The 24,357-nt window shown below is 61.9% G+C and carries 18 protein-coding genes and 4 pseudogenes; 6 read left to right on the top strand and 16 right to left on the bottom strand.

What is annotated here, in order from left to right:
• Window positions 1-47 precede the first annotated feature (47 nt).
• Together B6S01_RS19980 and B6S01_RS19990 are read right to left on the bottom strand one after the other, a co-directional pair.
• Window positions 48-1,289 (bottom strand): annotated as a pseudogene (locus tag B6S01_RS19980) (MFS transporter).
• A gap of 504 nt (window positions 1,290-1,793) precedes the next feature.
• A complete protein-coding gene (locus tag B6S01_RS19990) occupies window positions 1,794-3,443 on the bottom strand; it encodes an AMP-binding protein (protein WP_037463766.1) in 1,650 nt (549 codons plus the stop codon).
• Between the two features lie 544 nt (window positions 3,444-3,987).
• Here B6S01_RS19990 and B6S01_RS19995 point away from each other — a divergent pair.
• Window positions 3,988-4,656 (top strand): IclR family transcriptional regulator, encoded by a 669-nt coding sequence (locus tag B6S01_RS19995; RefSeq protein ID WP_037463651.1) that lies wholly within the window; start codon window positions 3,988-3,990, stop codon window positions 4,654-4,656.
• 365 nt (window positions 4,657-5,021) lie between these two features.
• Here the strand turns inward: B6S01_RS19995 and B6S01_RS20000 are convergent.
• The 9 genes and pseudogenes from B6S01_RS20000 to B6S01_RS20035 all read right to left on the bottom strand — a co-directional run.
• A pseudogene (locus B6S01_RS20000) lies at window positions 5,022-5,240 on the bottom strand (transposase domain-containing protein); the annotation flags it as partial.
• A 110-nt stretch (window positions 5,241-5,350) separates the two neighbouring features.
• Window positions 5,351-6,358, bottom strand: a complete 1,008-nt coding sequence (locus B6S01_RS20005; RefSeq protein WP_037467462.1) for a site-specific integrase — start codon at window positions 6,356-6,358, stop codon at window positions 5,351-5,353.
• Window positions 6,351-7,307 (bottom strand): tyrosine-type recombinase/integrase, encoded by a 957-nt coding sequence (locus B6S01_RS20010; protein ID WP_007015333.1) that lies wholly within the window; start codon window positions 7,305-7,307, stop codon window positions 6,351-6,353. Before B6S01_RS20010 ends, B6S01_RS20005 begins: the two co-directional genes overlap by 8 nt.
• On the bottom strand, window positions 7,304-8,548 hold the full coding sequence (locus B6S01_RS20015; RefSeq protein ID WP_037467461.1) for a site-specific integrase: 1,245 nt from the start codon (window positions 8,546-8,548) through the stop codon (window positions 7,304-7,306). The genes B6S01_RS20010 and B6S01_RS20015 overlap by 4 nt, the downstream gene beginning before the upstream one ends.
• Window positions 8,549-8,696: 148 nt before the next feature.
• Window positions 8,697-10,034, bottom strand: a pseudogene (tnpC, locus tag B6S01_RS20020) (IS66 family transposase); the annotation flags it as partial.
• Window positions 10,035-10,094: 60 nt separating this feature from the next.
• Entirely contained in the window at window positions 10,095-10,442 is a 348-nt protein-coding gene (gene tnpB, locus B6S01_RS20025) for an IS66 family insertion sequence element accessory protein TnpB (protein WP_037468448.1), read from the bottom strand.
• Window positions 10,439-10,822, bottom strand: coding sequence for an IS66-like element accessory protein TnpA (gene tnpA, locus B6S01_RS20030; RefSeq protein ID WP_037468446.1), 384 nt, complete (start codon window positions 10,820-10,822; stop codon window positions 10,439-10,441). Before tnpA ends, tnpB begins: the two co-directional genes overlap by 4 nt.
• A gap of 121 nt (window positions 10,823-10,943) precedes the next feature.
• Window positions 10,944-11,090, bottom strand: a complete 147-nt coding sequence (locus B6S01_RS21215; RefSeq protein WP_157704847.1) for a Mu transposase domain-containing protein — start codon at window positions 11,088-11,090, stop codon at window positions 10,944-10,946.
• A 30-nt stretch (window positions 11,091-11,120) separates the two neighbouring features.
• Window positions 11,121-12,230, bottom strand: coding sequence for an MFS transporter (locus tag B6S01_RS20035; protein WP_081570614.1), 1,110 nt, complete (start codon window positions 12,228-12,230; stop codon window positions 11,121-11,123).
• Between the two features lie 21 nt (window positions 12,231-12,251).
• Between B6S01_RS20035 and B6S01_RS20040 the strand changes: the two genes are divergently transcribed.
• Window positions 12,252-13,016, top strand: a complete 765-nt coding sequence (locus tag B6S01_RS20040) for an IS6 family transposase (RefSeq protein ID WP_006949122.1) — start codon at window positions 12,252-12,254, stop codon at window positions 13,014-13,016.
• A 47-nt stretch (window positions 13,017-13,063) separates the two neighbouring features.
• Here the strand turns inward: B6S01_RS20040 and B6S01_RS20045 are convergent.
• Together B6S01_RS20045 and B6S01_RS20050 are read right to left on the bottom strand one after the other, a co-directional pair.
• Window positions 13,064-14,383: pseudogene (locus B6S01_RS20045) on the bottom strand (ParB/RepB/Spo0J family partition protein); the annotation flags it as partial.
• Window positions 14,384-14,494: 111 nt separating this feature from the next.
• Window positions 14,495-16,471, bottom strand: coding sequence for a strawberry notch C-terminal domain-containing protein (locus B6S01_RS20050; RefSeq protein ID WP_037465791.1), 1,977 nt, complete (start codon window positions 16,469-16,471; stop codon window positions 14,495-14,497).
• Between the two features lie 229 nt (window positions 16,472-16,700).
• Here B6S01_RS20050 and B6S01_RS20060 point away from each other — a divergent pair, with 229 nt between their 5' ends.
• From B6S01_RS20060 to B6S01_RS20070, 3 genes are read left to right on the top strand one after another with little or no spacing between them, the layout of a single operon-like run.
• Window positions 16,701-17,933 (top strand): site-specific integrase, encoded by a 1,233-nt coding sequence (locus B6S01_RS20060; RefSeq protein ID WP_037465793.1) that lies wholly within the window; start codon window positions 16,701-16,703, stop codon window positions 17,931-17,933.
• Entirely contained in the window at window positions 17,930-19,285 is a 1,356-nt protein-coding gene (locus B6S01_RS20065; RefSeq protein ID WP_037465795.1) for a tyrosine-type recombinase/integrase, read from the top strand. Before B6S01_RS20060 ends, B6S01_RS20065 begins: the two co-directional genes overlap by 4 nt.
• Window positions 19,282-20,286, top strand: a complete 1,005-nt coding sequence (locus tag B6S01_RS20070; RefSeq protein ID WP_037465799.1) for a site-specific integrase — start codon at window positions 19,282-19,284, stop codon at window positions 20,284-20,286. The genes B6S01_RS20065 and B6S01_RS20070 overlap by 4 nt, the downstream gene beginning before the upstream one ends.
• A 44-nt stretch (window positions 20,287-20,330) precedes the next feature.
• Here the strand turns inward: B6S01_RS20070 and B6S01_RS20075 are convergent, their stop codons facing one another.
• The 3 genes from B6S01_RS20075 to B6S01_RS20085 form a co-directional block, all read right to left on the bottom strand.
• Window positions 20,331-22,526, bottom strand: a complete 2,196-nt coding sequence (locus B6S01_RS20075) for a strawberry notch-like NTP hydrolase domain-containing protein (protein WP_037465804.1) — start codon at window positions 22,524-22,526, stop codon at window positions 20,331-20,333.
• A 66-nt stretch (window positions 22,527-22,592) separates the two neighbouring features.
• Window positions 22,593-23,459: a DUF7146 domain-containing protein gene (locus B6S01_RS20080; protein ID WP_022684358.1), complete on the bottom strand. Its 867-nt coding sequence runs from the start codon at window positions 23,457-23,459 to the stop codon at window positions 22,593-22,595.
• 62 nt (window positions 23,460-23,521) lie between these two features.
• A complete protein-coding gene (locus B6S01_RS20085; RefSeq protein ID WP_017183648.1) occupies window positions 23,522-23,848 on the bottom strand; it encodes a single-stranded DNA-binding protein in 327 nt (108 codons plus the stop codon).
• Here B6S01_RS20085 and B6S01_RS21220 point away from each other — a divergent pair.
• On the top strand, window positions 23,832-24,128 hold the full coding sequence (locus B6S01_RS21220; protein WP_128830639.1) for a hypothetical protein: 297 nt from the start codon (window positions 23,832-23,834) through the stop codon (window positions 24,126-24,128). The genes B6S01_RS20085 and B6S01_RS21220 overlap by 17 nt on opposite strands.
• The last annotated feature ends 229 nt before the right edge of the window (window positions 24,129-24,357 follow it).

Genomic DNA, 24,357 nt, shown 5'->3' on the forward strand with positions numbered 1-24,357 from the left:
CATGCCGACGATCCGGACGCACTATCAGGGGGGTCAACGTTGGGCGCTTATCCGGGGTGAATATCCGGTGCCGATTGACACGGAGTCGCCACCGAAGCGATCGTCGCAAGCGATGTTATCGTCGCGACCGCCACCGCTCGACCTTCTCGACCGATCATCTCCGGTACCAACGCCCAGAACGGGACCAGCGCACCAAATGCGCCGCCGGCGGCAATACAAAGCCCAACGATCTTCAACGACGGAGTGGGCGCCAGAAGACAGACGCCCCAACCGATTGCCGCCATCATCAGCGCGCCTGCTGCGTACAAGAAACGCTCCGCGTGACGGTCCGACAGGGCGCCGGTCACGAACATGCTGATGATCGCCGTGAGCGCCGGGAGCGCCGATAGCAGGCTGATCAGAAGCAGATCGTATCCAGAGTGCACGGCATCCTTGACGATCAACGGGGTCCAACTCGCAAGGATGCTTGTCGACGTCTGGTTGCAATAGATGATCGCGGCGAGGACAAGGACATTTTTCGTGATTGCGCTTCGCCAAGTCCCCTTTGCATGCGGCTGAACAGGTTTCGATCGCTCCAGGCTCGTCTTGATGGCTTGCTTCTCGTCGCTCGTCAGCCACCTCGCCTGGTCCGGCGTATCGACAAGCAGGAAATAAGCCACGATGCCCAGGAGAACGGTGGGCGCACCTTCCAACAGGAACAGCCATTGCCAACCCTGTAGCCCGAGCATTCCGTCCATTTGGAGGATCGGGCCTGCCAGGAGAGCCCCGAAAACGATTCCGATCGGTGCTGCGGCCAGGAACAGGCTGTTGGCCCTCGCTCTGACCGTAGCCGGAAACCATGCCGACACGAAAAACAGGACCCCCGGGATCATTCCAGCCTCTGCGGCACCAAGCAGGGCACGAAGCAAATACAGGCTTTAAGGTCCGGAAATGAACACCATTGCCATTGAGGCAAGGCCCCAGGTGATCATGATCCGGGGGATCCAGATTCTGGCCCCGAACTTCTCAAGCATTACATTGCTTGGTATTTCAAACATTACATACGTCACAAAGAACACGGACGTGGCGACGCCGAACATCGTCATGGTCAGGCCGAGGTCGGCATTCATCGACAAAGCTGCAAAGCTCAGATTCGTGCGATCCAGATACGCCATGAAGCAGCCCGCCATAAGCGGCATCAAGCGCCGGAACGCCTTCTTGATTGCAGCTGCCTCGAAATCGGAAGTAGCCATGGCCGATCCCGATGCAATGTCGCTATTATTCACGCGTACGCCGCTCCTCATACCCATGGGGTGTCATTGTCTGGCCATTCTTTTGTGGGATCGGCCCACGAACTATGGCTGGTCCGCTCCCCTGTCAAGCAAGTCGGAGAAGCGCATTGACGACCCGCGGACGTAAACGCTCGCCGCTATGAACCGTACCGGCGCGAGGTCAGCCAGCAGCGGGTGTGCGCGGTCGGATCGGCGGCATCGAAGCGCGCGCCGCTGCCGATCGCGCGAGGCAGAAGGGCGAGCACTGTCCCGCATGCTGGTGGCAACCCGCGCCAAGCAGGTGAGAATCAAATCAGAGATCGCTGTCCAAACCCGGGCCTGATGAAGATGCCTGGCCTCGTCGTGCTTGCAGGCAAAGAAAGTACGTCTGACGCGAACCCAGGCTATCATTCTTCCCGAGCTCAAAACGGGACAAGGCCACCGGACGCTGATCCCCGCTGATCGGCATCGGGCGGGGCAGGTCGGCTCGACCGCCCTTCCCCACATTTCGCATCAGGGCTGCTAAGACCACGCTGCCTGCCCCTACTTGCTGGAACGACCAGCGCTTTCCCGGTCCCAGACGGCCCCACTCGCTTCACGCTCGCGCAACTCTTTCTTTTTGACTTTCTGGGTCGGCGTTCGAGGCAGTTCGTCCAGCACTTCAAGGAAGCGCGGCACCATGAAGTGTGGCATTCGATCGTCACACCATTTGATGATTTCCTCGAACGAGGCGTGCGCCCCCGGCTTGAAGATGATAAATGCCTTCACTTCCTGTTCGCCGCCCATGTCGTTGGCACTCACGCCGATGACGGCGCTTTCTGCGATCGCCGGGTGCGCATCGAGAACTGCTTCCACCTCGAAGGACGAAATATTCTCGCCGCGTCGACGCAGGGCGTCTTTCATGCGGTCCACGAAGTAATACCATCCGTCCGCGTCGCGCCGCAGGCCGTCGCCTGTGTGAAACCACAGGTCCCGCCACGTCTCGATCGTCTTTTCGGGCATGTTCAGATAGCCGTCACACATGATCTGACTCACGCGCGGGCGTATCAGGAGCTCTCCCACCTGCCCTTCCTCCACCGGATCCCCAGTTTCCGGATCGGCCAGCCGGACTTCGTACCACTGGTCCACCAATACACCCGAAGCGCCCGGCGGGCGCGAAATGCCGGGCGGGGTCATCATAACGAGCGATGTTTCCGTGAGGCCGAAACCTTCCACGAACTCGGTGACGCCGAACTTTTCCGAGAAGGTCGACGCTAGGTCCGGTAGAAGCGGCGCGGTGTAGATCCGTTTGATCGAGTGCTTGCGGTCGTTTTCGCTCGGCGGCTGCGAGCAAAGAAACGCGAAGGTGGCACCAATCAAGTTGCAGACCGTCGCACCGCTTCGCACGGCTCGTGGAAGGAATTCAGAGACGCTGAATTTCGGGTACAGCACGCATTTCGCGCCAACGATGAGCGACGGATAGACGGTAAGGAACTGTGCGTTACCGTGGAACAGCGGAAATCCTGTCATGTATACATCGTCTGATGTGAGCCGGACAAGCTGTACGCACTGCTCCGCGAAGAAATACAGCTGCGAGTGCGACATCGTAACGCCCTTGGACGGACCGGATGTTCCTGACGTGAAGAGGATCGCGGCCGTGTCGGACGGCGCCACGCGAACGCCAAGGTTGCTTGCATCCGCGTCATAGAGTCCGGAAAACGGACTGACTGAAAATTTGAGACAAGGATCAGGATCAGCGGCTATTTGCGAGGCATCGTCGACGAGAACGCAATGTTCGACGGCTGCAAGCTCATCCTGTATTTCGGCCAGGCGCGGCGTCAGCGCCGCCGTCGTCACTATCAGCTTCGCGCCACTCAAGTTAATCTGATGCCGAAGAACCTGACCTTTATAGCTGTCCCCGACCGTAACCTCGGCCGCACCGAGCTTCGCCAATGCCCACCATGAAAGGACATATTCAAGACAATTTGGAAGGAACAACACCACTAGGTCGCCCGCCTTGACGCCGCGCTTTGCGAAGCCCCGCGCGAGGCGGTTTGCTTCGGCGTTGGCCTTGCTGAAGGAGTAAACCTCGCCGGCATCGGTCCAGCTGATGCAAGGTCTGTCGGGCATGACCTCAGCCTGGTGCTCGAGGACTCTCGGCAACGTCCAGTTTGCTCGCGGAAAATGCGGGTCGAAATGGGGGAAAGTCAACATGAAGATCACCTATCAGCCATCGAACGTGCTAAATGATTCCGACCTATTTGTAGCGATGTCGGTCTGGGTGTATCGACACGTGTCACGCTCATTGTCCAGTCGTAATTTGGAACTTGCATGTTAATGTTCATCCGTAAGCGCCGACGGAATGTTCCGTCGGCGCTTACGTTCATCCGAGCACTCGCGGGCCATTATTGCTGGCCCGGCATACGTTGCTTTCCAGCGCCGCCCCTTTGATCAATACCTTGCGACCCTGTACGCTCCGGCCGACTTTCGCGTCGATGCCCTCTGGCAAATCGGCATCGGCGGAAACCACTTGCGCCGAGATCCGACACATCATACTCCAGCATTAGAACTAATAGCGTTCTCAGCTGAGACCTCAACACAGTGAGAGGTGCGACCAGCCTCGTGAGAACAGAGGGACCCGATGACTGAATTCGTTCCGATGCCATGGAAAGCAGTGCCACCACCAACCTTAGTCCGTCCCGTTAGCAACGCAATCAACATACTTCGACTGCTCGCAGAGTCGGGGCAGCCCTCAACAGTGACCGCGATCGCCCGGGAGCTGAACATCAATGCAAGCACGTGCTTCAACATCCTGCGAACGCTTGCCTTCACCGGCGTGATCGACTTCGATCCCGTTACCCGGAGCTATTGCACAGGTCTGGGGGCGATCGATCTTGCGAACAAGGCGCTGTTGAGGGATTCGGCCACCACGCTGCTCTCACATCCCCGAGTGCAGCACCTGGCGCTCACCTACGGGGTGACGATGACGGTCTTCAAGCGAATCGGTGCAGACCGTGTCACGGCAGTATCGGTGATTGAAGGGACTGCCGCCGTACGCATCCATATCCGCTTGGGCCAGCGCTTTCCCCTACTGGTGGGTTCGTCTGGAAGAGTGTGGGCGGCCTTTGGCGGACTCAGCCAAGCGGATATTGGCCGTCAATGGTCTGCCATGCGATGGCACAACCAGCCGGATCTGGCCGACTACCTTGCGCAGGTCGCTCTGGTGGCCAAGCGCAAAATAGCGATAGACGATGGCGACCACGTGCCTGGCATGTTCAGTGCATCCGCGCCGGTCTTCCGCTCCGACGGCACCTTGCAATATTCATTGTCGGCGGCCTGGGCGCGCGGGCAGCATGACAAGCCGACCACCCGGCTAATTGTAACCGAGCTAAAAAAGATCGCCGCCGAACTGCAGGCTTTCGAGTAACTAAGCCGCTCCAGGCTGCCGCCGCCATTCTGCGCCAGGACCGGACCCACCCCGCGCTGAGCCGCTATCCCTATGAATCACCTGGTCCGTGATGAAGTGGCTGGGCCGCGATGTGGGAAACCCGCCCGAACCTGCAAAATCGAAATGCACGCTTGCTTGCTCAAGGTCGCGGTAACGTTGGAAGGTATCGCTCCAGTGAGGGCCGCCTTCCGGTGATCGGTTGATATTCGAGATAGCGCCGGGACACGGTCTGCGACGTTGCGCAGTGCGCCGGGCTTTCTCGCCAGGGCACGGTCGTAATGCCAGGGATCATAGATCGTCTGCTCACGGCCGAACCGGCGTAAGCGTGGCCTGAGGACCGCGGTTCAGGCGGCTTCGGCGATCGGTCGCTGATCTGGCCGCCAGTTCCACGGCATGAGTTCGTCCCAGCGGGCAGCAGGCCAGTCGCCAGCGATCTTGGCGATGACGTCGGCAATATAGGCCTGCGGTTCGAGGCCATTGAGCTTGGCGGTCTCGATGACGGAATAGACGGCAGCGGCGCGATCGCCGCCTGCCTTTGATCCGGCAAACAGCCAGTTTTTACGGTTATGCATACCTTTCCATAACCGAAATTATGCGAAGCGCCGGATTATGCGCAGGTGCCAACGGCGGGGCCAGTTGTTGCACTAGACCCGCAGCCATAAACTTCACATAATCACAGCGACTGCAGGAAGCTCATCAGATTGTCCGAGGCTCGGAAGCGGCCCGGCGCGGCGGCGCTTGGTTGCAGCTTCATCAGAGCCTGTTCCTTCATCGCGAGATCGGCTTCGACGTACATATGCGTCGTGGCCGTATCTTCATGACCGAGCCACAGGGCGATGACGGTGATATCGACGCCCGATTGAAGCAGGTGCATCGCTGTTGTGTGCCGAACCGTATGGGGTGTGATCGGGCGGTCAAGGAGACTTGGATTCTTGCGACCTGCGGTCACAACGGCAAGGTTCAAGCGCTGAGTGAGGTTCGAGCGGGTCATGCGGCCGCCGCTTCGGTTCGGAAACAGGAAACTATCCCCAGAGGGATCGCCGATCTGGCGGCGCCAGGACCTGATGAGCGCGGCAGTCAGACGCCAGAGCGGCACGCTGCGTTCTTTGCGGCCCTTGCCACGCAGATGCACGGCGGGCTGACCTTCAAGCACAACGTCCCGGCACCGCATGCCGATCATCTCGGAAACGCGGGCGCCCGTGTTGTACATCATGCTGAACAAGGCGCGGTCGCGGTGTCCAGCCCAGCTAAGCCGGTCAGGTGCGTCGAGAATGGCGCTGATCTCGGGCCGTGACAAAAACCCGACCATTGATCGATCAAATCGCTTGAAGGGGATTGCCAGCGCCCGTTCTATCGTTGCTAGCGACGCAAGGTCGTGATGCGATGCATATTTAAGGAACGTCCTGATCGCGGCGAGACGTGCGTTGCGGCTTCGAACGCTGTTGCCTCGATCCTTCTCGAGATGGTCGAGAAAGGCGAGCAACAACGGCGCGTCGAGATCGGGCAACGTGATAGCGCTGGGCGTTCGATGGAGTGCCACGGCCGCGTAGTTGAGGAGCAGGCGCAAGGTATCCCGATATGCCGCTACGGTCTGAGCGCTGACCGCGCGCTGCTCACCGAGATGATCCAGAAAGAAGCGCTGGACGAGCGTCGGCAATGTTGGAGGGGTACGGTCAGTCATGAACCGCCTCCCCGAAAGCAAAACTCTCGAAGCGGTTGCCTGCGGTGGCCATCAAATCCGGGATGCCGGTCAAATACCAGTAGGTGTCTGACACCTTTGCATGACCGACGTAGGTTGAGAGGGCCGCGATCGCATTGTCGATATCGACACCCTCAGCTTGCCACCGTTGAATGCGCCTGCAGATAAATGTGTGCCGGAGGTCATGGATGCGAACGTTGCGATAGGCACCGCGGGCAACGATGGCGGCTTCGTCGCGCAACTTCTGGAATGTCCAATGTACCGCACGCTTTTTTAGCGATCGTGATGGGGTCGAGACGAAAAATGGATCCTCAGCCACGCGTGGCAGGAAGCGGTCCCGCATGCCAAGATAGTCGGCGAGCGCAACGGCGACGGTGGCGTGGAGCGGCACATGCCGCGATTTGCTGAACTTCGTCATCCGGACCGTCAAACATCGACTTCCGAGGTCCACATCGGCGCAGCGCAGCTTGATCGCTTCGGAAACGCGCAGGCCGGTTGCGGCAATCAGTCCATAAAAGGCTTCGAACGCAGCAGGCCGCAGGCCACCTTCTGGGTCGAGGCGACGTGCCGCTGCAAGCAACGCCGAGATCTCGTCCTCAGTGTAGATATGGGGCGTGGCCCTGCGCTGGGACCTGCCGAATATCTGGGCCTGCGGGAACTCAGTGGCCGGATCTTCCCGCAGAAGGTAGGCGGCGAAAGGCCGAAGTATGTCGAGCCGGCGCGCCCACGCTCGCGGTTCACTGCCTCGCGCATGCCCCTTTGCCCACTCAATGGCTAGGTCCGATGTCAGCGAACCCTGGTGGCCAGAACTATCGAAGAAACTGCCGAAGGATCGAAGCTGGCTGGCGTTCGGCCCATCTCCACGGAAGCCCAGCGATGTACGCTCGGCAAGGTAGGCCTCTACCTGCGCTGTCATGGTAATCGACATCATGAGGCCCTCCCTGGCCAGGGCATGGCCACGGCCGACAGCCGACGGAGATCGATCTTGGTGTAAATCTTCGACGTGTCGAGGCTACGGTGACGCAGGATATCGGCGATGTGCTTCATGGGCGTGCCGTCGCTGAGCAGGCGGCTCGCGATGCTGTGACGAAGGATGTGGGGATCAGTCCGATCCAATCCGCATCGTGCGAAAGCCGCGATCACCGCATGCTTGGCGACGCCCGCCCTGATCGGGACGTCATACGGCGCTACATGGCGAACGAAAATCGCACGGTTACTGGTCTTCGGCCGCTCATGGCGCAAATAGTCTGCGATGGCGTCGCCGGTGGCCACCGGCAATGGAAGGCTGTCGGTGAAATGCGTCTTGGTCCTGGCTATACGAATGATCCCGTTGCGCCAATCGACGTCGTCGAGGCGAAGTTTTACGACCTCGGAACATCGTAGCCCGAGATCGGTGACGCATCTGACCATTGCGTAAGCGCGCCGCCGTGAGGGCAGATGATCGTCGAATGACGCGAGAACCTCGTCAATCTGGGTTGGCGACAACACGTCGGGCAACTCCGCCAGGCGCCAATGCGCGGCCCGCGGAATCGCCTGCAAGAGCCGACCGACATCATCGCCCAACATCTTGCGAAACTTGAAATAACATCCAACTGTGCCGCCAGCGACACGCACGGCGCCACTACTCCAACAACGGCCTTCGCCGATGACAAAGCGCCGGACGACTGCCGGGTCGAGCTTCTCAGGATCAATCTCGCCATCACCGAACCGCTCAAGGAGCAGCCGGCGAATGATATGGATCCGCTGCCGCCGCGTTGTGTCCGCCAGGCCACCGACATCGCGCATGTAGCGATCGAAGGCCGCCAGTTCACCATCGAGCCAGCCCCTCTGTTCGATCGCCGCAATCCGCCTTTGGGCACGAAGCACACGCAGAAGGTGCCGGATAGCCACGCGCAACTCGTGGTGCACCTTGCGGACCGGGTAAGGGCAATCGCAAGACGGCACATGGGTATCCAGGAACCTCCATTGCGCCGCCTCATCGATCAGCGCGATGTCCAAGCCTTCCTCGGTCGTCCACTTCGCGAAATGCGCGACGCAAGCAAAATACACTCGCACTGTGTGCGGATGATATCGGCCCGCTCGAAGATAAGAGACATACTCCTCCTCCACGGACGAAAAGACACTGTTCGTCAGCCAGCGGCGCGGACCCGGCTGCAATAGATCAGACTTCATAAAACGCTCCTCTCCAGATGGTGGTCGGAGAGGGGAGCGTATTATGTGCAGCTAAAGTTAGTCATGCTGCAACGTATGCGGCGGAAAATAGCGGACTGGGCACAACCCGCCGTTGGCACCTGCGCATAATCCGGCGCTTCGCATAATTTCGGCCCAGGGCCACACACCGCATGGCGCGCTCCGCGACGTTGTTATCGATCTCCAGACGGCCATCATCAAGGAAGCGCGTGAGCGCGACCCAGCGCTTGCGGCCATAGGCGATAGCCTTGGCCATCTCGGACTTGGGCGAGAGACGGCGCAACGCATCGTCGAGCGTCTGGCGCAGATCATCGATCAATGGCCGGGTGCGGTCCTGCCGGCTTCGTCGTCGGCTATCGGGTTGCTGGCCTCGAACCTCTGCCTCGATCTCGTAAAGCTCGCCGATGCGTTCCAGCAGATCAGTGGTGAGCGGCGTCGGCTTGGTGGCGTGGATGTCGAATATCTTCCGCCGGAAATGCGCCCAGCAAGCAACCTCAGTGACGCGGTTCGTGTCGTAGAGCTTGTCATAGCCGGCATAGCCGTCAGCCTGGAGATAGCCGGTGAAGTTGGCCAGCTGCCGCTGGGGATGCGCGCCAGTGCGATCGGTGGTGAACTCATACCAAACCAGCGACGGGGTCGTGGCACCAGAGCCGCGATCATCGACGGCGTAAGCCCAGAGCCTGCCGGTCGCCGTCTTGCCGCGTCCCGGGTCAAGCATGGGAACCGGCGTATCGTCAGTATGAATCTTCGAGGCGGTCAGGCCGACCTCGCGAATACGGCTAATGATCGGGTCGAGCAGCACGGATGCCTGTCCCACCCAGCCTGCTAGCGTCGAGCGGTCGATCTCGATGCCCTGCGCAGCCATGATCTCGGCTTGACGGTACAGCGGCAGATGATGATCGAACTTGGATACGACGACGTGGGCCAGCGTGCCAAAGGTCGCCTTGCCCCGGGCAATCGCCTTTACCGGCGCGGGCGCCTGAACGATCTTCTCGCAGGAGCGGCAGCTATACTTGGGCCGGATGGTCCGAATGACACGCCATTGCACCGGCACGGCATCGAGCATCTCATCGCTATCCTGTCCCAACGGCCGCAACGTCCCGCCGCAGTCGGGGCAGGTGCAGATGCCTTGCTCAGGCTCGATCCGCTGTTCCTCGCGCGGCAGATGGGCCGGCAGCGCGCGAACAGGCGCTGACCGATCGCCATCTGCCAGGTCGCCCCGCCGCGCGGCGGCGACGATGGCCTCACCCTCGAGCTCTTCGAGCGCCAGCTCAAGCTGCGCGATCTGGGTGTCGAGCTTCTCGGACGACTTGCCGAACTGCATCCGCTTGAGGCGCGCGATCTGCACGCGCAGCGTGTCGATCAGGATATCGCGAGCAGAAATATCGGCGTGGGCGGCCGCCAAAGCAGCTTCGAGCTCGGCGATCCGAGCGTCTTTGTCAGAGGTGGAAAGGCCTGCGTCCGACACCGCGATCCTATAGCGAATCGGACACTCCAAAGCCAGCAAAACTGCCGGAAAATGGGCGTTTTATCCCGCGAGCGATGGGGTAAAAGTGCGTTCCGGCCGCCGCCAGTCGATGCCTTCCAATAGCATGGAAAGCTGCGCGGCCGTCATCATCACCGACCCGGCCTTAGTCGATGGCCACACGAACCGACCCCGGTCCATCCGCTTGGAGAAAAGGCACATGCCCTGGCCGTCATACCAGAGCAGCTTCACCAGATCGCCGCGCTTCCCGCGAAAGGCGAACAGCGCACCGGAATGCGGGCTCTGTTCCAGAACTTGCTGCGTCATCACAGCTAGGCCGTCAAAACCCTTACGCATGTCTGTCGCGCCACAGGCCAGGAATATCCGCGTCGATGGTGGCAGCGGGATCATCGCGTCAGGATACCGATAACCCGCGACAGAGCATCAGCATCGACCGTGGCATCCACCGTCACCCTGATGCCCGATGGCAGATCAATCCCGATCGAACTGCTGATAGGCGAGGAAACCAACGGAGCGGGCAACGCGGGCGGCTCGCTGATCTGCACCTCTGCAAACACGGGCTCGATCGGCTTGCGTACCCCGGTCAGTTCGCCAGACATCGCCTGACGGCGCCAAGTGTAGATCGAGCCGCTGCCGACGTCATGGCGTTCACAGGCCGCGCGCACGGAACCCTCCGGACCGAATGCATCCCGCAGCACTGCCAGCTTCTGCTCCACCGTCCAGCGCCGCCGGCCCGACACCCGGCTAATGATCTCTATCCGACTACTCATACGACTGCTTGTATGAGTGCTTGCTCCATCGCTCGCTGAATACTCGATCTCGTCCAACACCGGCCACCCCGCTTAAAGAGCGGCAATCATCCCGGCGGATGCGCGGCGTGCAAGGCGGCCGTCAGACCCCGCTTACGAACCGGCGGACATACTCGCCGACTATCTCGCCTTCCTGCCGGATAACATTGCGATCGGCATAGGCATGGATATCCACCGGCCGCCACGCCGCCGATGTATGCACCGAGAATTTGTTATAGTCGAACCGCACCAGCAGCGTCTTCGATGCCGACGCACGAGGCTACGCTGTGCGGCCGGGTGTACGTTGCGACATCAGGATGGCAACCGAGAGAGCGATGGCCGCAAGGGCAAAAGCGATGGATGAGTTAAAGGTGTCAGTCAAATCTCGGAGAAAGCCTACGATAATTGGAGTCGCCACGGAAGCGATGGTCGCAAGCGATGTTATCGCCGCGACCGCCACCGCCCGGCCTTCTCGACCGATCAGCTCCGGCACCCATGCCCAGAACGGAACCAGCGAGCCAAATGCTCCGCCGGCGGCAAGACAAAGCCCAAGGATCTTCAACGCCGGAAAGGGTGCTAGGAGACAAACGCCCCAACCAATGCCGGCCATTACCAGTCCGCCCGCAGTGTAGAAGGAGCGCTCTGCATGTCGGTCTGACAACGTGCCAATCACGAACATGCTGATGATGGCCGTGAGAGCAGGGAGGGCCGATAATAGGGTGATCAAAAGCACATCGGATCCAGAACCCACAGCGTCCCTAACAATTAACGGGGTCCAACTCGCAAGGATGCTTGTCGACGTCTGGTTGCAGTAGATGATTGCGGCGAGGACAAGGACATTCTTCGTGATTGCGCCTCGCCAAGTCCCCTTTGCATGCGCCTGAACAGGTTCCGATCGCTCCAGGCTCGCCTTGATGGCTTGCTTCTCGTCGCTCGTCAGCCACTTCGCCTGGTCTGGCTTATCGACGAGCAGGAAATAAGCCAAAATGCCAAGGAGGACCGTGGGGAAACCTTCCAGCAGGAACAGCCACTGCCAACCCTGTAGCCCGAGCATTCCGTCCATTTGGAGGATCGGGCCTGCCAGGAGTGCCCCGAGAACAAGCCCGATTGGCGCTGCCGCCAGGAACAGGCTGTTGGCCCTCGCTCTGGAAGCGCCTGGAAACCAGGACGACATGAAAAACAGAACACCAGGAAGCATTCCCGCCTCCGCGGCACCAAGCAGGGCACGAAGCAGATACAGGCTGTAAGGTCCGGAAATGAACACCATTGCCATCGAGGCAAGACCCCAGGTGATCATGATCCTCGGGATCCAGATTTTGGCCCCAAACTTCACAAGCATTACATTGGGCTCTGTTGCAAACTCTGACACGGTTTCCAAGATTGGGCTCATGTACTGTCAAGGTCAGTTGCGATGAACGATTTCAAAGGACGGCATTTTACCGGCGAGGTCATCCTATGGGCGGTGCGCTGGTATTGTCGATACGGCATCAGCTACCGTGATCTCGAGGAAATGCTGTCCGAGCGTGGGATCGATGTCGATCATACGACGATCTATCGCTGGGTGCAGCGCTACGCGCCGGAGATGGAGAAGCGTCTCCGCTGGTTCTGGCGGCGCGGCTTTGATCCGAGCTGGCGTCTGGATGAGACCTACGTAAAGGTGCGGGGCAAATGGACCTACCTGTACCGGGCGGTCGACAAACGGGGCGACACGATTGATTTCTATCTGTCATCGACACGCAGCGCCAAAGCGGCGAAGCGCTTTCTGGGCAAAGCTCTTCGTGGCCTGAAGGACTGGGAAAAGCCGGCCAAACTCAATACCGACAAGGCACCCAGCTACGGCGCAGCAATCGCTGAGCTGAAACGCGAAGGCAAACTGGCGGCGGAAACCGAGCACCGGCAGGTGAAATATCTGAACAACGTGCTCGAGGCCGACCACGGCAAGCTGAAGATGCTGATCAAGCCGGTACGTGGCTTCAAGTCGATGCCAACGGCCTACGCCACGATCAAGGGCTTCGAGGTCATGCGCGCCCTACGCAAAGGACAGGCCCAGGCATGGTGCCTGCAGCCAGGTATCATGGGGGAGGTGCGCCTGGTTGAAAGAGCATTCGGAATTGGACCCTCGGCCCTGACCGAAACCATGATTATGCTCAATAAGCATTTCGCCAATGCTGCCTAATCCCCCAACTGGGTGACGCCGCGCGGCCGTGCCCCATGTTTGCAACAGAGCCATATCGCGAGGTCGAGCGCGAACCCCGCGTCCGAGGCGACATGGGACGCCAGGATCTGCCGCCGCTGGGTCGCGAGTTCGTCAACCAGCGTCGCGCTGAGCCGGGAGGCCGCGACCTTGCCGGACGGTGCTTCGGGTTCTGCGTCCGCGCCCGCCTGACGAATGGCGCGCTCGCTGAACATGCGGCTGTGCACCCGCGGACTGCCATCGGGCGCCAGATAGATGAAGGTGCCCAGCTGGTCCTTGATCGCATCGTCGACCATCGTGCGCGCCGCCTCGATCGCATCGAGTTCCCGCTCGATGTCGGCGAGCCGCACCGAAGCCGCCTCGGCCTCTGGTGTGCCGTCCTCAAGTTCGGTTTCCAGTTCACGGATGAGCGCATCGCCCTCATCGGAAAGACTGTCGACGCGATCCTGCTCGTCCTCGCTCAATTCGCGCAGCGCCGGATGATATTCGTAGAGCTGGCACTCCATGTCATAGGGCACATGGGTCGCGAGGACCGGTGTCACGAATGCCAGCTTCTGCTCGGCAGCGAGTATTTGTGCCGCTGCTTCGAGCTTCTGGGCGGCAAGCTGCTCGATGATCTCCACGTCGATCCAGCTCTCGTCCGCATCATCGCCGAACAGGTCGCGCTCGATCCGGCCGCCCGCACCGACATAGGCATCGCGGCCAACGAACCGCGCCTTCGCATCGGTCGCCTTCACCGTCCCGTTGAGGAGCGCACGGCGGACATTGTCGGGATTGTCACCATAATAGGACCGGCTCATGCTCTCGAACACGCGCGCCTGGCGATCGACGTCGGGCGTGACGGCATAAGCCTGGGCGACCCCCAGCGTGATCTCGCCCGCCGCCAGCGCCGCGAAGACTACCGGAGCCAGTTCGGCAAGCCGGACCCGCTGCTCGACGAAGCGGGTCGTGACCCCGAAGCGTTTCGCCACATCCTCGGCGCTCGCCCCCCGGTCGAGGAAGTGCTTGAAGGCCGAGCATTCATCCGCCGGGTTCATCGCGACGCGATGGAAATTCTCGGCAAGGCTCGCTTCGGCCGATCCGGCATCATCCTCGAGCACCAGCACCTGAACCTCATGGTCCGCGGCAAGCCGGTTCGTCTCAATCAGGCGTTGGAGCGCCCGCAAGCGGCGGCCGCCCGCCTTGACGGTGAAGTGCCCCGCTTTTTTTAGCGGCGTGACCACGAGATTCTGCAACAGGCCATGCGCAGCGATATTCTCGGCCAGACTGTCGAGGTCGGCATCGCGATTGGATTTGCGGACATTATCCTTGGAGAGCGAGAGGTTCTTGACCTTCACGGACTGGATCATCGGTTGTCTCCTTCGAGGGTTGCGCCGACGTCGTCGGCCGGCTTGAGCCACTCAGGCCCACCCGGCCGAAGGCCCCCTCCCCTCTCTTCGATCGCTTGACGCTGCCGCTGCTCAGCCTGCTATCTCGCCAAGGATCTCGACGGCGCGGCTCGGTGGGACGAAGAGCCGCGTGCGGTGTTGGATGATCTCGGTGAAGCAGCCCGCCGCCTTGAGATGAGGAAGGGCGTCGGACTTCCAGTCGAGCAATTCGAGGCGTTGGTCGCCGGCGACCAAGGCCCGCTTCAGCCGGAGCGACCCGATCGGCATGATCTCGCCCGAGGTGCGAACGTGCTCGACCCGCGCGCCTAGATCGATCGCGACATGGGCGGCGATGCCGAATGCGCTGGCGATCCGCTCCACCAGCGGCGCCGGAATAAGACGCCCGAGAAGCGACTGGCCGTCATCGCTCGTCAACCGCCAGACCTGGACATGATCGTCGGGCAGCTTTCCCCAGACCGGGAGCAGCAGGCCCGTGACCAGATAGATGATCTGCGTACGCGTCTGCGCGGCCATCGCGTCGCATTCGGCCTGCCAGGCTTCGTCGAAGCTCGCGCGGTCCACGTCGGTCCAATGGGTTTCGGCGAAGAGGTCCTGCCGGTGCCGTTCGGTGCGCGTTGGACGCACCAGCTCGTAGCGGCGCACGGTCCGCCCCTCTTCGTCCGTCAGCGAGAAGGTCGGCCGGCAAATGGCGGCCTTGCCGGAACGCGGGTTGATCAACCCGCGCGCTTCCGGGTCGGCCAGAAGCCAATGCGCTCGTTCCAGAGTCAGCGGCCGATATCGTTCCTCGGTTTCGATACGCAGGATCTCGGTTTCGGCGCCGCTCACGGGATCGCGCCGGATCACCGTGCGGTCGAGGATCGAAATTCGGTCGGCCGCGATCGTTTCGACGCCAAGATCGAGGGTGCCAGCCTCGCGGGCCTTTTCCACCCGTGCTTCGATCAAGCCCAGATATTCGTCGAAGATCGCGTTCTGCAGGTCGATGCGCAGTGCCAGGATGCGGTTCAACCACCGCTGGATCGTGGGCAAGGTCTCAGTGAGCCCCCCACCCTCCCCGGCCAGGTTCAAACCGGTGAGCGACTGGAATTGATCAAAGCGCACCGATTGGAGCTTTCCCTGGAACAGTAGGCGAAACCACTGGTCGAGCGATTCCCGCGCGAAGTCGGACTCCAGATTGTCGCGGGGGTCGAAAAGTCCCTGCCCGCCGGTCTGGCGTTGGCCGCGGGTCAGGGCGCCCAAGCTGTCGAGGCGCCGGGCGATGGTCGAGATGAACCGCCGTTCGCCGCGGCAATCGGTGGAAACGGGCCGAAACAGGGGTGGGCTGGCTTGGTGGGTGCGGTGCGTGCGGCCCAGCCCCTGGATCGCCGCGTCAGCACGCCAACCGGGCTCGAGGAGATAGTGAATGCGGCGCCTCTGATTGAGCGCGTCGAGGCTGGCATGATAGCTCCGTCCCGTGCCGCCGGCGTCGGAAAAGATCAGGATACGCTTTTCGCCGCGCATGAAGCTGTCGGTCTCCGCGAGGTTCGTGCGCGCGCTGCGCCGTTCGATCCGCTGACGGCCCTCGGCATCGACGATGATCCGCCGGCTGCGACCCGTCACCTCGGCCACTGCCTCCGTCCCGAAATGCCCGATGATATGATCGAGCGCCGAGCCGACCACCGGCAGCGCACAGAGTTGCTCGAGGAGCTGGTCGCGCATGGCCATCGCTTCCCGGCACAGCACGGGCTGCCCAGCCTCGTCGATCATCGGTTCCGAGCGCACCGTGCCGCTATCGTCGGTATAGGTGCGCATCTGGCGCACCGGAAAGGCCGCCGTCAGATAGTCGACCAGGAATTCGCGCGGGGACAGCTCGATGTCGAGCCAGGCGCGCTCCTCAGGGGACAGGTCGGCAAGGGCACGATCGAGCATCGCTTCCGACGTCGACACGAGCTGGACCACGGCGCAGTCGCCCCGCGCGAGATCGGCGGCGATCGCCGGGATCAGCGACGGCAGCTTCATCGACAGCAGGATCTGGCCGAAGAAGCGTTGCTTGGTCGATTCGAAGATCGACAATGCCGCGGCCTTCGCGCCGCTATTGTAGGTGGCACCGCTGAAACCGTCGGTGACGCGCGTGGCGGCGAGCGCGGCCTGCAGATTGTTGTGAATGATCGCTTATCGCGAGGAAGCGGTAATGCGAAGGAACGCGGCGTAGTCGCGGGTTTCCTGGGGCGCGGCAGGAAGTTGCTGCGCATTATTTTGGTTGCGAACCTCGGCGGTCTCTGGACCAGCTGAGGAGTCAATCATGTTGAAACTTCACGACGAGTTGATAGCCAAGCTCTCGAACCTGCTCACCGCGCAAAATTACAACCCGGTGGTCATCGCCAACAACCGCCTCTACGGTCGTGCCTTTCTCGATTATCTGGTGGAATGCGATATCCCGGTCGAAACTGTCGTGCCGGCGCAGGTCGATCAGTATTTTGTCTATGCGATCCAGGACTTTGAAGCCCAGTACGGGCGACCTCCCAGTCCTCGCTGGCATATGTTGCCGCGCTCCGCGATCGCCAAGGTCCTTCGGCTCGCCCAAGGCAAATGGCCCCCGGACGCCGAAATGGTCGGTCCCGATTCCGAGCATCGACACGAAATCTGCAATGAATATGAGACGTGGCTGCGCGATGAGCGCGGACTGGCAAGCGCGAGCATTGCGGCGCTTATGTGGGAGGCGCGAAACTTCCTGCGATGGCAGTTCGACCGCGGTGGCGTAGCCAGTCTCCAGGCATTGGCCGTGACTGATGTCGATCGCTACATGGATATGCGCGCGCCGGGTCTGCGGCGAAAATCATTAGCCGATGTCGCTGAGCGCCTCCGCTCGGTGGTGCGCTATCTGCATCGGACGGGACGCATCCCGACCGATCTCACGCCGCACATCATCGGCCCCATGCTCTATGCCTACGAAGATGTGCCCTCAACGCTGGACAAGAGCCAAATCGCCGCGGTGCTGGGGGCGACGAAGGAGGACCAATCGCCGCGCGGACTACGCGATTATGCGATACTGCAAATGCTTGCCACATATGGCCTGCGCGAAGGTGAGATCTGCCGCCTTCGGCTCGAGGACGTGAACTGGCGCGGGGAATCCCTGCGGATCCGTCACACCAAGACCAATGCGTACTCCTACATGCCGCTGTTGGCGCATGTTGGTGAAGCGCTTCTCGACTATCTTCGACTTGGGCGTCCCGGGACCGAGATCCGGGAAATCTTCATCCGGTCCCTCGCGCCCTATACCGCAATCACCAACCTTTATGGCATGATCCGAGGCCGGTTGGCCGCCGCAGGCGTCGAGCCGGCAGGAAAGCGAGGGCCGCATGTCTTCCGCCACGCTCGTGCGGTGGAAATGCTGCGGGCGTCGGTACCGCAAAAGATCATCGGCGACGTGCTCGGGCATCGATCCACCGAATCCACCAACGCCTATCTCAAGCTGGCAACAGATGATCTCCGCGCCGTGGCACTCGATGTGCCTGGAACGGAAGTGCTGTCATGAGCGACTGGCACGATCCCGATCGCACCGTCGTCGACGCCTTCCTGGCAAAATCGCAGTTCCGGCCGGGAAGCGTACCGACCTATCGCTGGTTCCTTCGCAGCTTCGAGGAGGTAGCCCGGCGTCATCCGGCGGTTGACCGGCGGATGCTCGAGACCTGGCTGAAGGAAATGGAAAACCGATGGCGATTGCAGACGCTGCTCAATCAGGTGTGCATTGTCGACCGCTTCCTCGACCACCTCGTCGAAATCGGGCTGATCGTTGATAATCCGGTCGCCACCCTGCGCAGTCAGTACAACGTCAAGCAAAGCAAGCCGATCTGGCGGGCGCTGGCTTCTCCCAATCCCGATGAGGCCTTGGCTGCGTTACGACGGCCTGCGCCGTTCGGCAGCGTTCTGGGCGACTTCATGCGCGACCATGTCATGCTGATGCGTAGCCGGGGATATCAATATGAAGCGCAGGCTCACTGGCTGATGCGGTTCGATCGGTTCCTTCAGGCCCGGCCCGACCTCGCCGAGAAGCCACTTGAGGCCATGCTGACGAGTTGGGCGGCCGCCAAGCCGACACGTAATCACGCGGCAGAATGCCAGAAGGTGGCGCGAATCCTGACCAAGGCGCGGTTCCGTCTTGATCCGAGCATCCCGCCGAGGCGCTTCAACATCCGGCCAGAGCGGGAGGTCAGACGTGAGCACAGGCAGCCGCATATCTTCGGGCCAGCTGACGTTCGGTGCATGCTCGATGTGGCCCGGTCTTATCCATCACCGGACGCTCCGCTGCGGCCGTTGACGCTCTTCACCATGATCATGCTGGCCTATTGCGCCGGGCTGAGGCGAAGTGAACTGGCCTGGCTTGATCTCGGCGACGTGGACCTGCAATCCGGCACAATCACGATCCGGGAAACGAAGTTCTACAAGACCAGGATCTTGCCGCTATCCGCCAGTGTCGTGGTCGAACTGCGCGCGTACATCGATGCGAGACGGCGCGCTGGCGGCCCACAGGACCCGAAATCGGGGCTGTTCTGGCATGCCCACTTCAATGACCGCTACAGGCCCGAGGCGGTTACGACGATGATTACCAACGTCATGCGCCGTGCCGGGCTCAAGCCCGCTTCGGGGCGGACCGGGCCGCGGGTCCATGATCTTCGTCACTCGATGGTGGTGAACCGGATCCTCCAGTGGTACCGATCCGGCATTAACCCGCAGGAAAAACTGCACTTCCTCTCGACCTACATGGGGCACCGGGATCTCCACTCCACACTGGTCTACATCACCGTCACGCAGGATCTGTTGCAGGAAGCCAGCGAACGGTTCCGCGCGCTCGGCGCCCCGTGCCTCGTCATGGAGGCGCGGCCATGAAGAAGGGCAATCCCTTGCCCGCATTGTTGCGGGCGTTCTTCCAGGAGTGGCTGGCCGAGCAGCGCAGCGCGTCAATCCATACAATCCGTTCTTATCGCGACACCTGGCGGCTGCTGCTTCGGTTCGTCGCGGAGCGAAAAGGCTGCGGGGTAGCGCGGCTGACGCTCACCGACGTCTCGGCCGACGAGGTGCGCGCGTTCCTCCATCATACCGAACATGGCCGTAAGACCACGATCGGCACACGGAACTGCCGACTGGCCGCCATCCGTAGCTTCTTCAGCTTCGTTGCAGACAAGAATCCGGAATACATCGCGCAGTGCTCAGCGGTCTTGGCTGTTCCGTTGAAGCGGGAGCCCACTTCCGCGCCGTGCTACCTCGAACCTGAGGAGGTCGAGGCCATCCTCGCCCAGCCCGACCGATCGACGCTCGAAGGGATGCGCGACCATGTGCTGCTCTCGTTCCTTTACAACAGCGGCGCGCGCATCCAGGAGGCGCTTGACCTCTGTACCGAGGCGATCCGGTTCGAACCGCCGAACTTCGTGCGTCTTTACGGCAAGGGGCGCAAGGAACGGGTCTGCCCGCTTTGGCCAGAAACCGTGGCATTACTCAGGAAGCTGTTGGAGCGACAACCGCGTGCGCCCGATGAGCGGATCTTCGTCAATCGATACGGTGAGCCGCTGGGGGCCTCGGGGGTGCGGTTCAAGCTCAGCGCCTATGTGGAACAAGCCGCGAAATCGACGCTGACCCTCCAGTCAAAACACGTGACGCCGCACAGCTTTCGGCACGCGACCGCTGTCCACCTCGTTGCCGCCGGGGTCGATATCACCGTCATCCGCAGTTGGCTCGGCCACGTCAGCCTCGACACGACCAATCACTATGCTCAGGCCAATCTGGAGACCAAGCGAAAGGCCCTGGAGCAGGTGGGCGCACCGGCGGCGAGCAATGTGCCACCTTCGTGGAAGCGAGATGCCAGTCTGATGGAGTGGCTCGACACCCTGTAGAATAATGTGAAGGACCCGGCGAAGTGTTCCGCAGCCTTGCAGGACTACGCCGCGTTCCTTCGCATTACCGCTTCCTCGCGATAACAGGTGTTATGCGCAGCTAAGCATAAGATCGCCCAGGCATCGGCATAGGCATTGTATACGGCGATCTGTTCTTCGCTGAGCCGATGCTCGAGGATGTCATATTCGACGCCGGCGAAGCTGAGCGCCCGCGCGGCATAGAGGCCCTGCGCCTTGAGGTCGCGGGCGATCAACTCCATCGCTGCGATGCCGCCGCGGCGAAGCGATTCCACGAAGGCCCGCCGGTCGGCGAAGGCCGTCTGCGGTCCCCACAATCCGAGGCGTGTCGCATAAGCGAGGTTGCTGACGTCCGAGGCGCCCGTCGCCGAAGCGTAGAGAATCCGGGCGCGCGGAGCGAGATTTTGGAGGCGGACGCCGGCGATGCCCTGTTCGGATCCTTTCGTGGCGCCGAACCGGCCCTCGCCACCGGCCACCCCGGCCATCTCATGCGCCTCGTCGAAGACGATGACGCCGCTGAAATCCTCACCCATCCATTCGATCAGCTGGCGCAGCCGCGTGCCCCTGTCACCGCGGTTGGAGCGCAGGGTGGCATAGGTCAGGAAGAGGATCCCATCGCCCAGCGCGATCGGGGTGCCGAGCTTCCACTGGTTGAGATGCTGGATGTCGAGCGGCAAGCCGCCAAGCGCCGACCAGTCGCCCCGCGCGTCTTCGATCAGCGTCTCGCTCTTGGATATCCAGAGGTGGCGGCGGTTGCCGCGCAACCACTGGTCGAGGATGACGCCCGCCACCTGCCGCCCCTTGCCGGCGCCCGTGCCATCGCCAAGGAAAAAGCCCGTCCGATAGGCATTGCCGGCCTCTGCCGGCAACAGCGAAAGCCCCTCCTCGCTAGATACGAACCGGCCCGGAAGGTCACGCTCGAACGCCGCGCCAGCGTAGATCAGCGTTTCGAGCTGCGCGTCCGAGAGCAGGCCGTCGTCCAAGATCCTGGCCGGCAGCACGGGTTCATAAGCGACCGAGGGTGCGGCAATCGATCCCATTGCCTGCGATTCGACCAGCGCGCTTGGGTGCTCACGGGCATCGGCAATCAGCAGACGGCTCGGCCGATAGGGCAGGTAAATCCCTTGCGGTTCGCCCGCGGGCGCCGGCGCGTCGAGACGGTGATAGGCGACCGCGCGGATCGTGGGCAGGGTTACCGCCACACGCGAGCTTACGGGGCGGGTCCGCCGCGTAAGGCCCCGGAACAATCCGCTGGGGCGGGAGATCGGTTGCGGCGTGGGGGCGCACGGGGTCGCCATCGCATCGACGGCCGCGAGCGCAGCGCCGAACGTCGTACAGGTCTGGCGTGAGACGCAATCCCCTGCCCCGCCCTTTTCGAGGAGAATGAGCTGAACCGCTTGCCCGGTGCCGTGCTTGGTATAGGCATTGGGCGGCAGGTCGAGATGCAGCCGGAGATGTGCGCCCGCGGTGGCGTGCAGCCAATCCGCGTCCCCTGTCTCGATGCGATCGGGAAGAATGACGGCGCAGCGCCCGCCTGGTGCGAGGCGCAAGAGCGCGGAGCGCAGGTGGCGAAGCGCAGCGTGGCGGTCGCGCCCCCGTCCCTGGCTCCGCGAGAAGGGCGGGTTGATGAGCACGACGCTCGGCACCAGTTGCGGATCGAGCATGTCGTCGATCAATTCGCCGTCATGCGTGCTCAATGTGCCCTCGGGAAGGGCATGACGCAGCAAACGCGCGCGCCAGGCATCGATCTCATTGAGGAGAAGGCGAGCGCCGGCAAAATGACCGTGTACGGCCAAGAGCCCGGTCCCGGCCGAGGGCTCGAGTACGATATCGCTTGCCGTGATCGCGGCTGCCCTGGCGGCAAGGAAGCCGATCGGTGCCGGTGTCGAGAATTGCTGGAACGCGACCTGCGTTTCGCTACGCACGCTGTGCGTCGGAAGCGCCGCCGTCATGGCGATCAGCTGGGCGAGCCGCACATTCGCATCTGCCGGGAGTGTTGTGTTCTTCAGATGGAGTATCTGCGCGAGTTCGAGCACATCATAGGCGTCGCGCAATGACCATGAGCCATCCGCGCTCGAGCCACCGAAGGCGGAGGTCATCCCGGCAAGGAGGTCGTTACGTGCAACCGAACGGCCTTCGGACAGCCGGTCGGCTATGCCTTGAGCAGCGGTCCGGGCGGGATCATCGAGCGGCAGCGTGAGCGCGAGGGGTTGTGTGGCCATGGGGTATCTCCGGGTCTGACACCTGGCATCAGCGCCAGGTCATCAGCCTGAAGGCCCCCTCCCCTCTCAGGCCGCCTCGGTGGCCCGGCGGACACGCCAAGCATCATTCCAGTCCGCGTGCCGTTCCGGGAGGCGGAGCACCAGTTCGCGTCCATGGGCTGTGAGATGCGGCCGAGCTTTTTTGAGCATGGCGGCAGCGGCGGCACCGCGATCGCCATAGACGATGATACGCTTGACCCGTTCGGGGATGGCGACAAGCCCAAGGCGTTCGACCCCGCCCAGTGCCCAGGTCGGCGTTCCGAACCAGGCCATTGCTGAAAGGGCGTCCTCGATGCCTTCGGCAAGGCCAAGCTCCTCGTCGGCCGGCGCCAGACGAATGGCCGCGTCGCCGAGAAGGCCAAGGGCAATCTTCGGTTTTGGCAAGGGTTTGTGCAGGATGTCGGCGAGATCGAGGCAGGTCCGCTGGACGGCGACAACTCCCAGATCATTCTCGACCGCGGCGATCATCGCCGGAAAGTACCGGCGACGCTCACCGGCCCCGACGATGGTGCGCGGATTGTAGCGCAGACAACGCGGATAGGGAGGAGCAAGACCGCGTGCGGCAAGGTAATCGGCCGCTGGCGAGCCGGCTATGGGCTGGCTTGCCTTCCATAGCCGAAGCGCGAGAGCGCGATGGTCGGCCATCGCCTTCGGGCGCGGCATGGTGAGCGGCACCGCATCGTGAAGTTTCCGCCGGCGCAGGGCAGTCAGAACGTCGCGCGTATCGCAGCCAGCAAAGCAGTGGAACAAGATCGCCCGTTCGCCCAGGCGCACTGACAGGCTGGGGCCATGATCGTCATGAGCCGGGCAACGGCATTCGCCGCACGTCCCGCGCCACGTTCCGCCGAGGGCTTCGACAATGGCTTTGGCGCGATGGGAAGCAGCTAGGGGCATCAACTAATCCTTGCAAAGTGGTGGAGCGCCGCTGCCGGTTGCGCCCTCCCCTCTCCGCCAATTCAGCCAGGCATGCCCTTGGCTGCGAGGATACCGAATTCCTCGACGATGCGATCGGTTGTGTAATGGGTCACGCCGTCGCGTTCATAGGAGCTGTCCTTGAGCCGCCCGGCAATCCGCACCAGATCCCCGACTTGGGCTCGGTCGGCGATATGCTTGCGCTGGCCCTCGCTGAAGACGCTCACGCGGTTCCAGTGACTGTCTTCCTGCCATTCGTCATCGTCACCCTTGCGGCGGTAATTCGCGCAGACCGACAGCAGGGTGACTTTCGGTCGCGCATCGATTTCGCCGATCCGGCCGATGATCTCGAACTTGGCGAAGTTGATCATGCACCCTCCATTCGTGACGTCCTTTGGTGAGGAAGCCTATCGTGGACGGCCAACTTCGCGTATCCCTCCAGGCAGGGGGATTGAAGGTTTGCTTCAAGCGCAGCGCCAATCTCTTTCTCAAAATAAAAATATCAAAACGCCGCTGCTCGCAGCGGAAGCTTTTCCGATTCAAAAGGATTCAGATTCGGGAAGCCGAAAGCCCAGCGTTTCTGCGGGCTTGAGCAAGCCTATCCTGACCGGACGGGGGATTTTGCCTGCCCTTGTGGGGGCTCATTCCTGACCGATCGGGGGATGCAACCTGACCGGTTGGGGCTTTCCTGACCGCATGGGGGCCAGGCTCTGTTGGGCGCGATTCGCTCGTCATATCGCTCGTCAGGGACGTTCTTCGCCCTCCCCGCGGCCGTTTGCGAGGGTCAGATCGCTTTGAAACGCGACTCGGCGTACTTCCTTGTGTTTTGTCGTTTCGGGGTGAAGTTCCATCCTGACCTCTTGGGGGCCGAAACCGCCGT

This window comes from Sphingobium herbicidovorans, assembly GCF_002080435.1.
Lineage (GTDB): Bacteria > Pseudomonadota > Alphaproteobacteria > Sphingomonadales > Sphingomonadaceae > Sphingobium > Sphingobium herbicidovorans.

Excerpts from the sequence above, each read along its gene's own strand:
- B6S01_RS20065 (WP_037465795.1), top strand. The coding sequence starts at position 17,930 with ATGAGCGACTGGCACGATCCCGATCGCACCGTCGTCGACGCCTTCCTG.
- tnpB (WP_037468448.1), bottom strand. The coding sequence starts at position 10,442 with ATGATCCCGCTGCCACCATCGACGCGGATATTCCTGGCCTGTGGCGCG.
- B6S01_RS20035 (WP_081570614.1), bottom strand. The coding sequence starts at position 12,230 with ATGAGCCCAATCTTGGAAACCGTGTCAGAGTTTGCAACAGAGCCCAAT.
- B6S01_RS20085 (WP_017183648.1), bottom strand. The coding sequence starts at position 23,848 with ATGATCAACTTCGCCAAGTTCGAGATCATCGGCCGGATCGGCGAAATC.
- B6S01_RS20040 (WP_006949122.1), top strand. The coding sequence starts at position 12,252 with ATGAACGATTTCAAAGGACGGCATTTTACCGGCGAGGTCATCCTATGG.
- B6S01_RS19990 (WP_037463766.1), bottom strand. The coding sequence starts at position 3,443 with ATGTTGACTTTCCCCCATTTCGACCCGCATTTTCCGCGAGCAAACTGG.
- B6S01_RS20075 (WP_037465804.1), bottom strand. The coding sequence starts at position 22,526 with ATGGCCACACAACCCCTCGCGCTCACGCTGCCGCTCGATGATCCCGCC.
- B6S01_RS20070 (WP_037465799.1), top strand. The coding sequence starts at position 19,282 with ATGAAGAAGGGCAATCCCTTGCCCGCATTGTTGCGGGCGTTCTTCCAG.
- B6S01_RS20080 (WP_022684358.1), bottom strand. The coding sequence starts at position 23,459 with ATGCCCCTAGCTGCTTCCCATCGCGCCAAAGCCATTGTCGAAGCCCTC.
- tnpA (WP_037468446.1), bottom strand. The coding sequence starts at position 10,822 with ATGAGTAGTCGGATAGAGATCATTAGCCGGGTGTCGGGCCGGCGGCGC.
- B6S01_RS20010 (WP_007015333.1), bottom strand. The coding sequence starts at position 7,307 with ATGATGTCGATTACCATGACAGCGCAGGTAGAGGCCTACCTTGCCGAG.
- B6S01_RS20015 (WP_037467461.1), bottom strand. The coding sequence starts at position 8,548 with ATGAAGTCTGATCTATTGCAGCCGGGTCCGCGCCGCTGGCTGACGAAC.
- B6S01_RS20060 (WP_037465793.1), top strand. The coding sequence starts at position 16,701 with ATGTTGAAACTTCACGACGAGTTGATAGCCAAGCTCTCGAACCTGCTC.
- B6S01_RS20005 (WP_037467462.1), bottom strand. The coding sequence starts at position 6,358 with ATGACTGACCGTACCCCTCCAACATTGCCGACGCTCGTCCAGCGCTTC.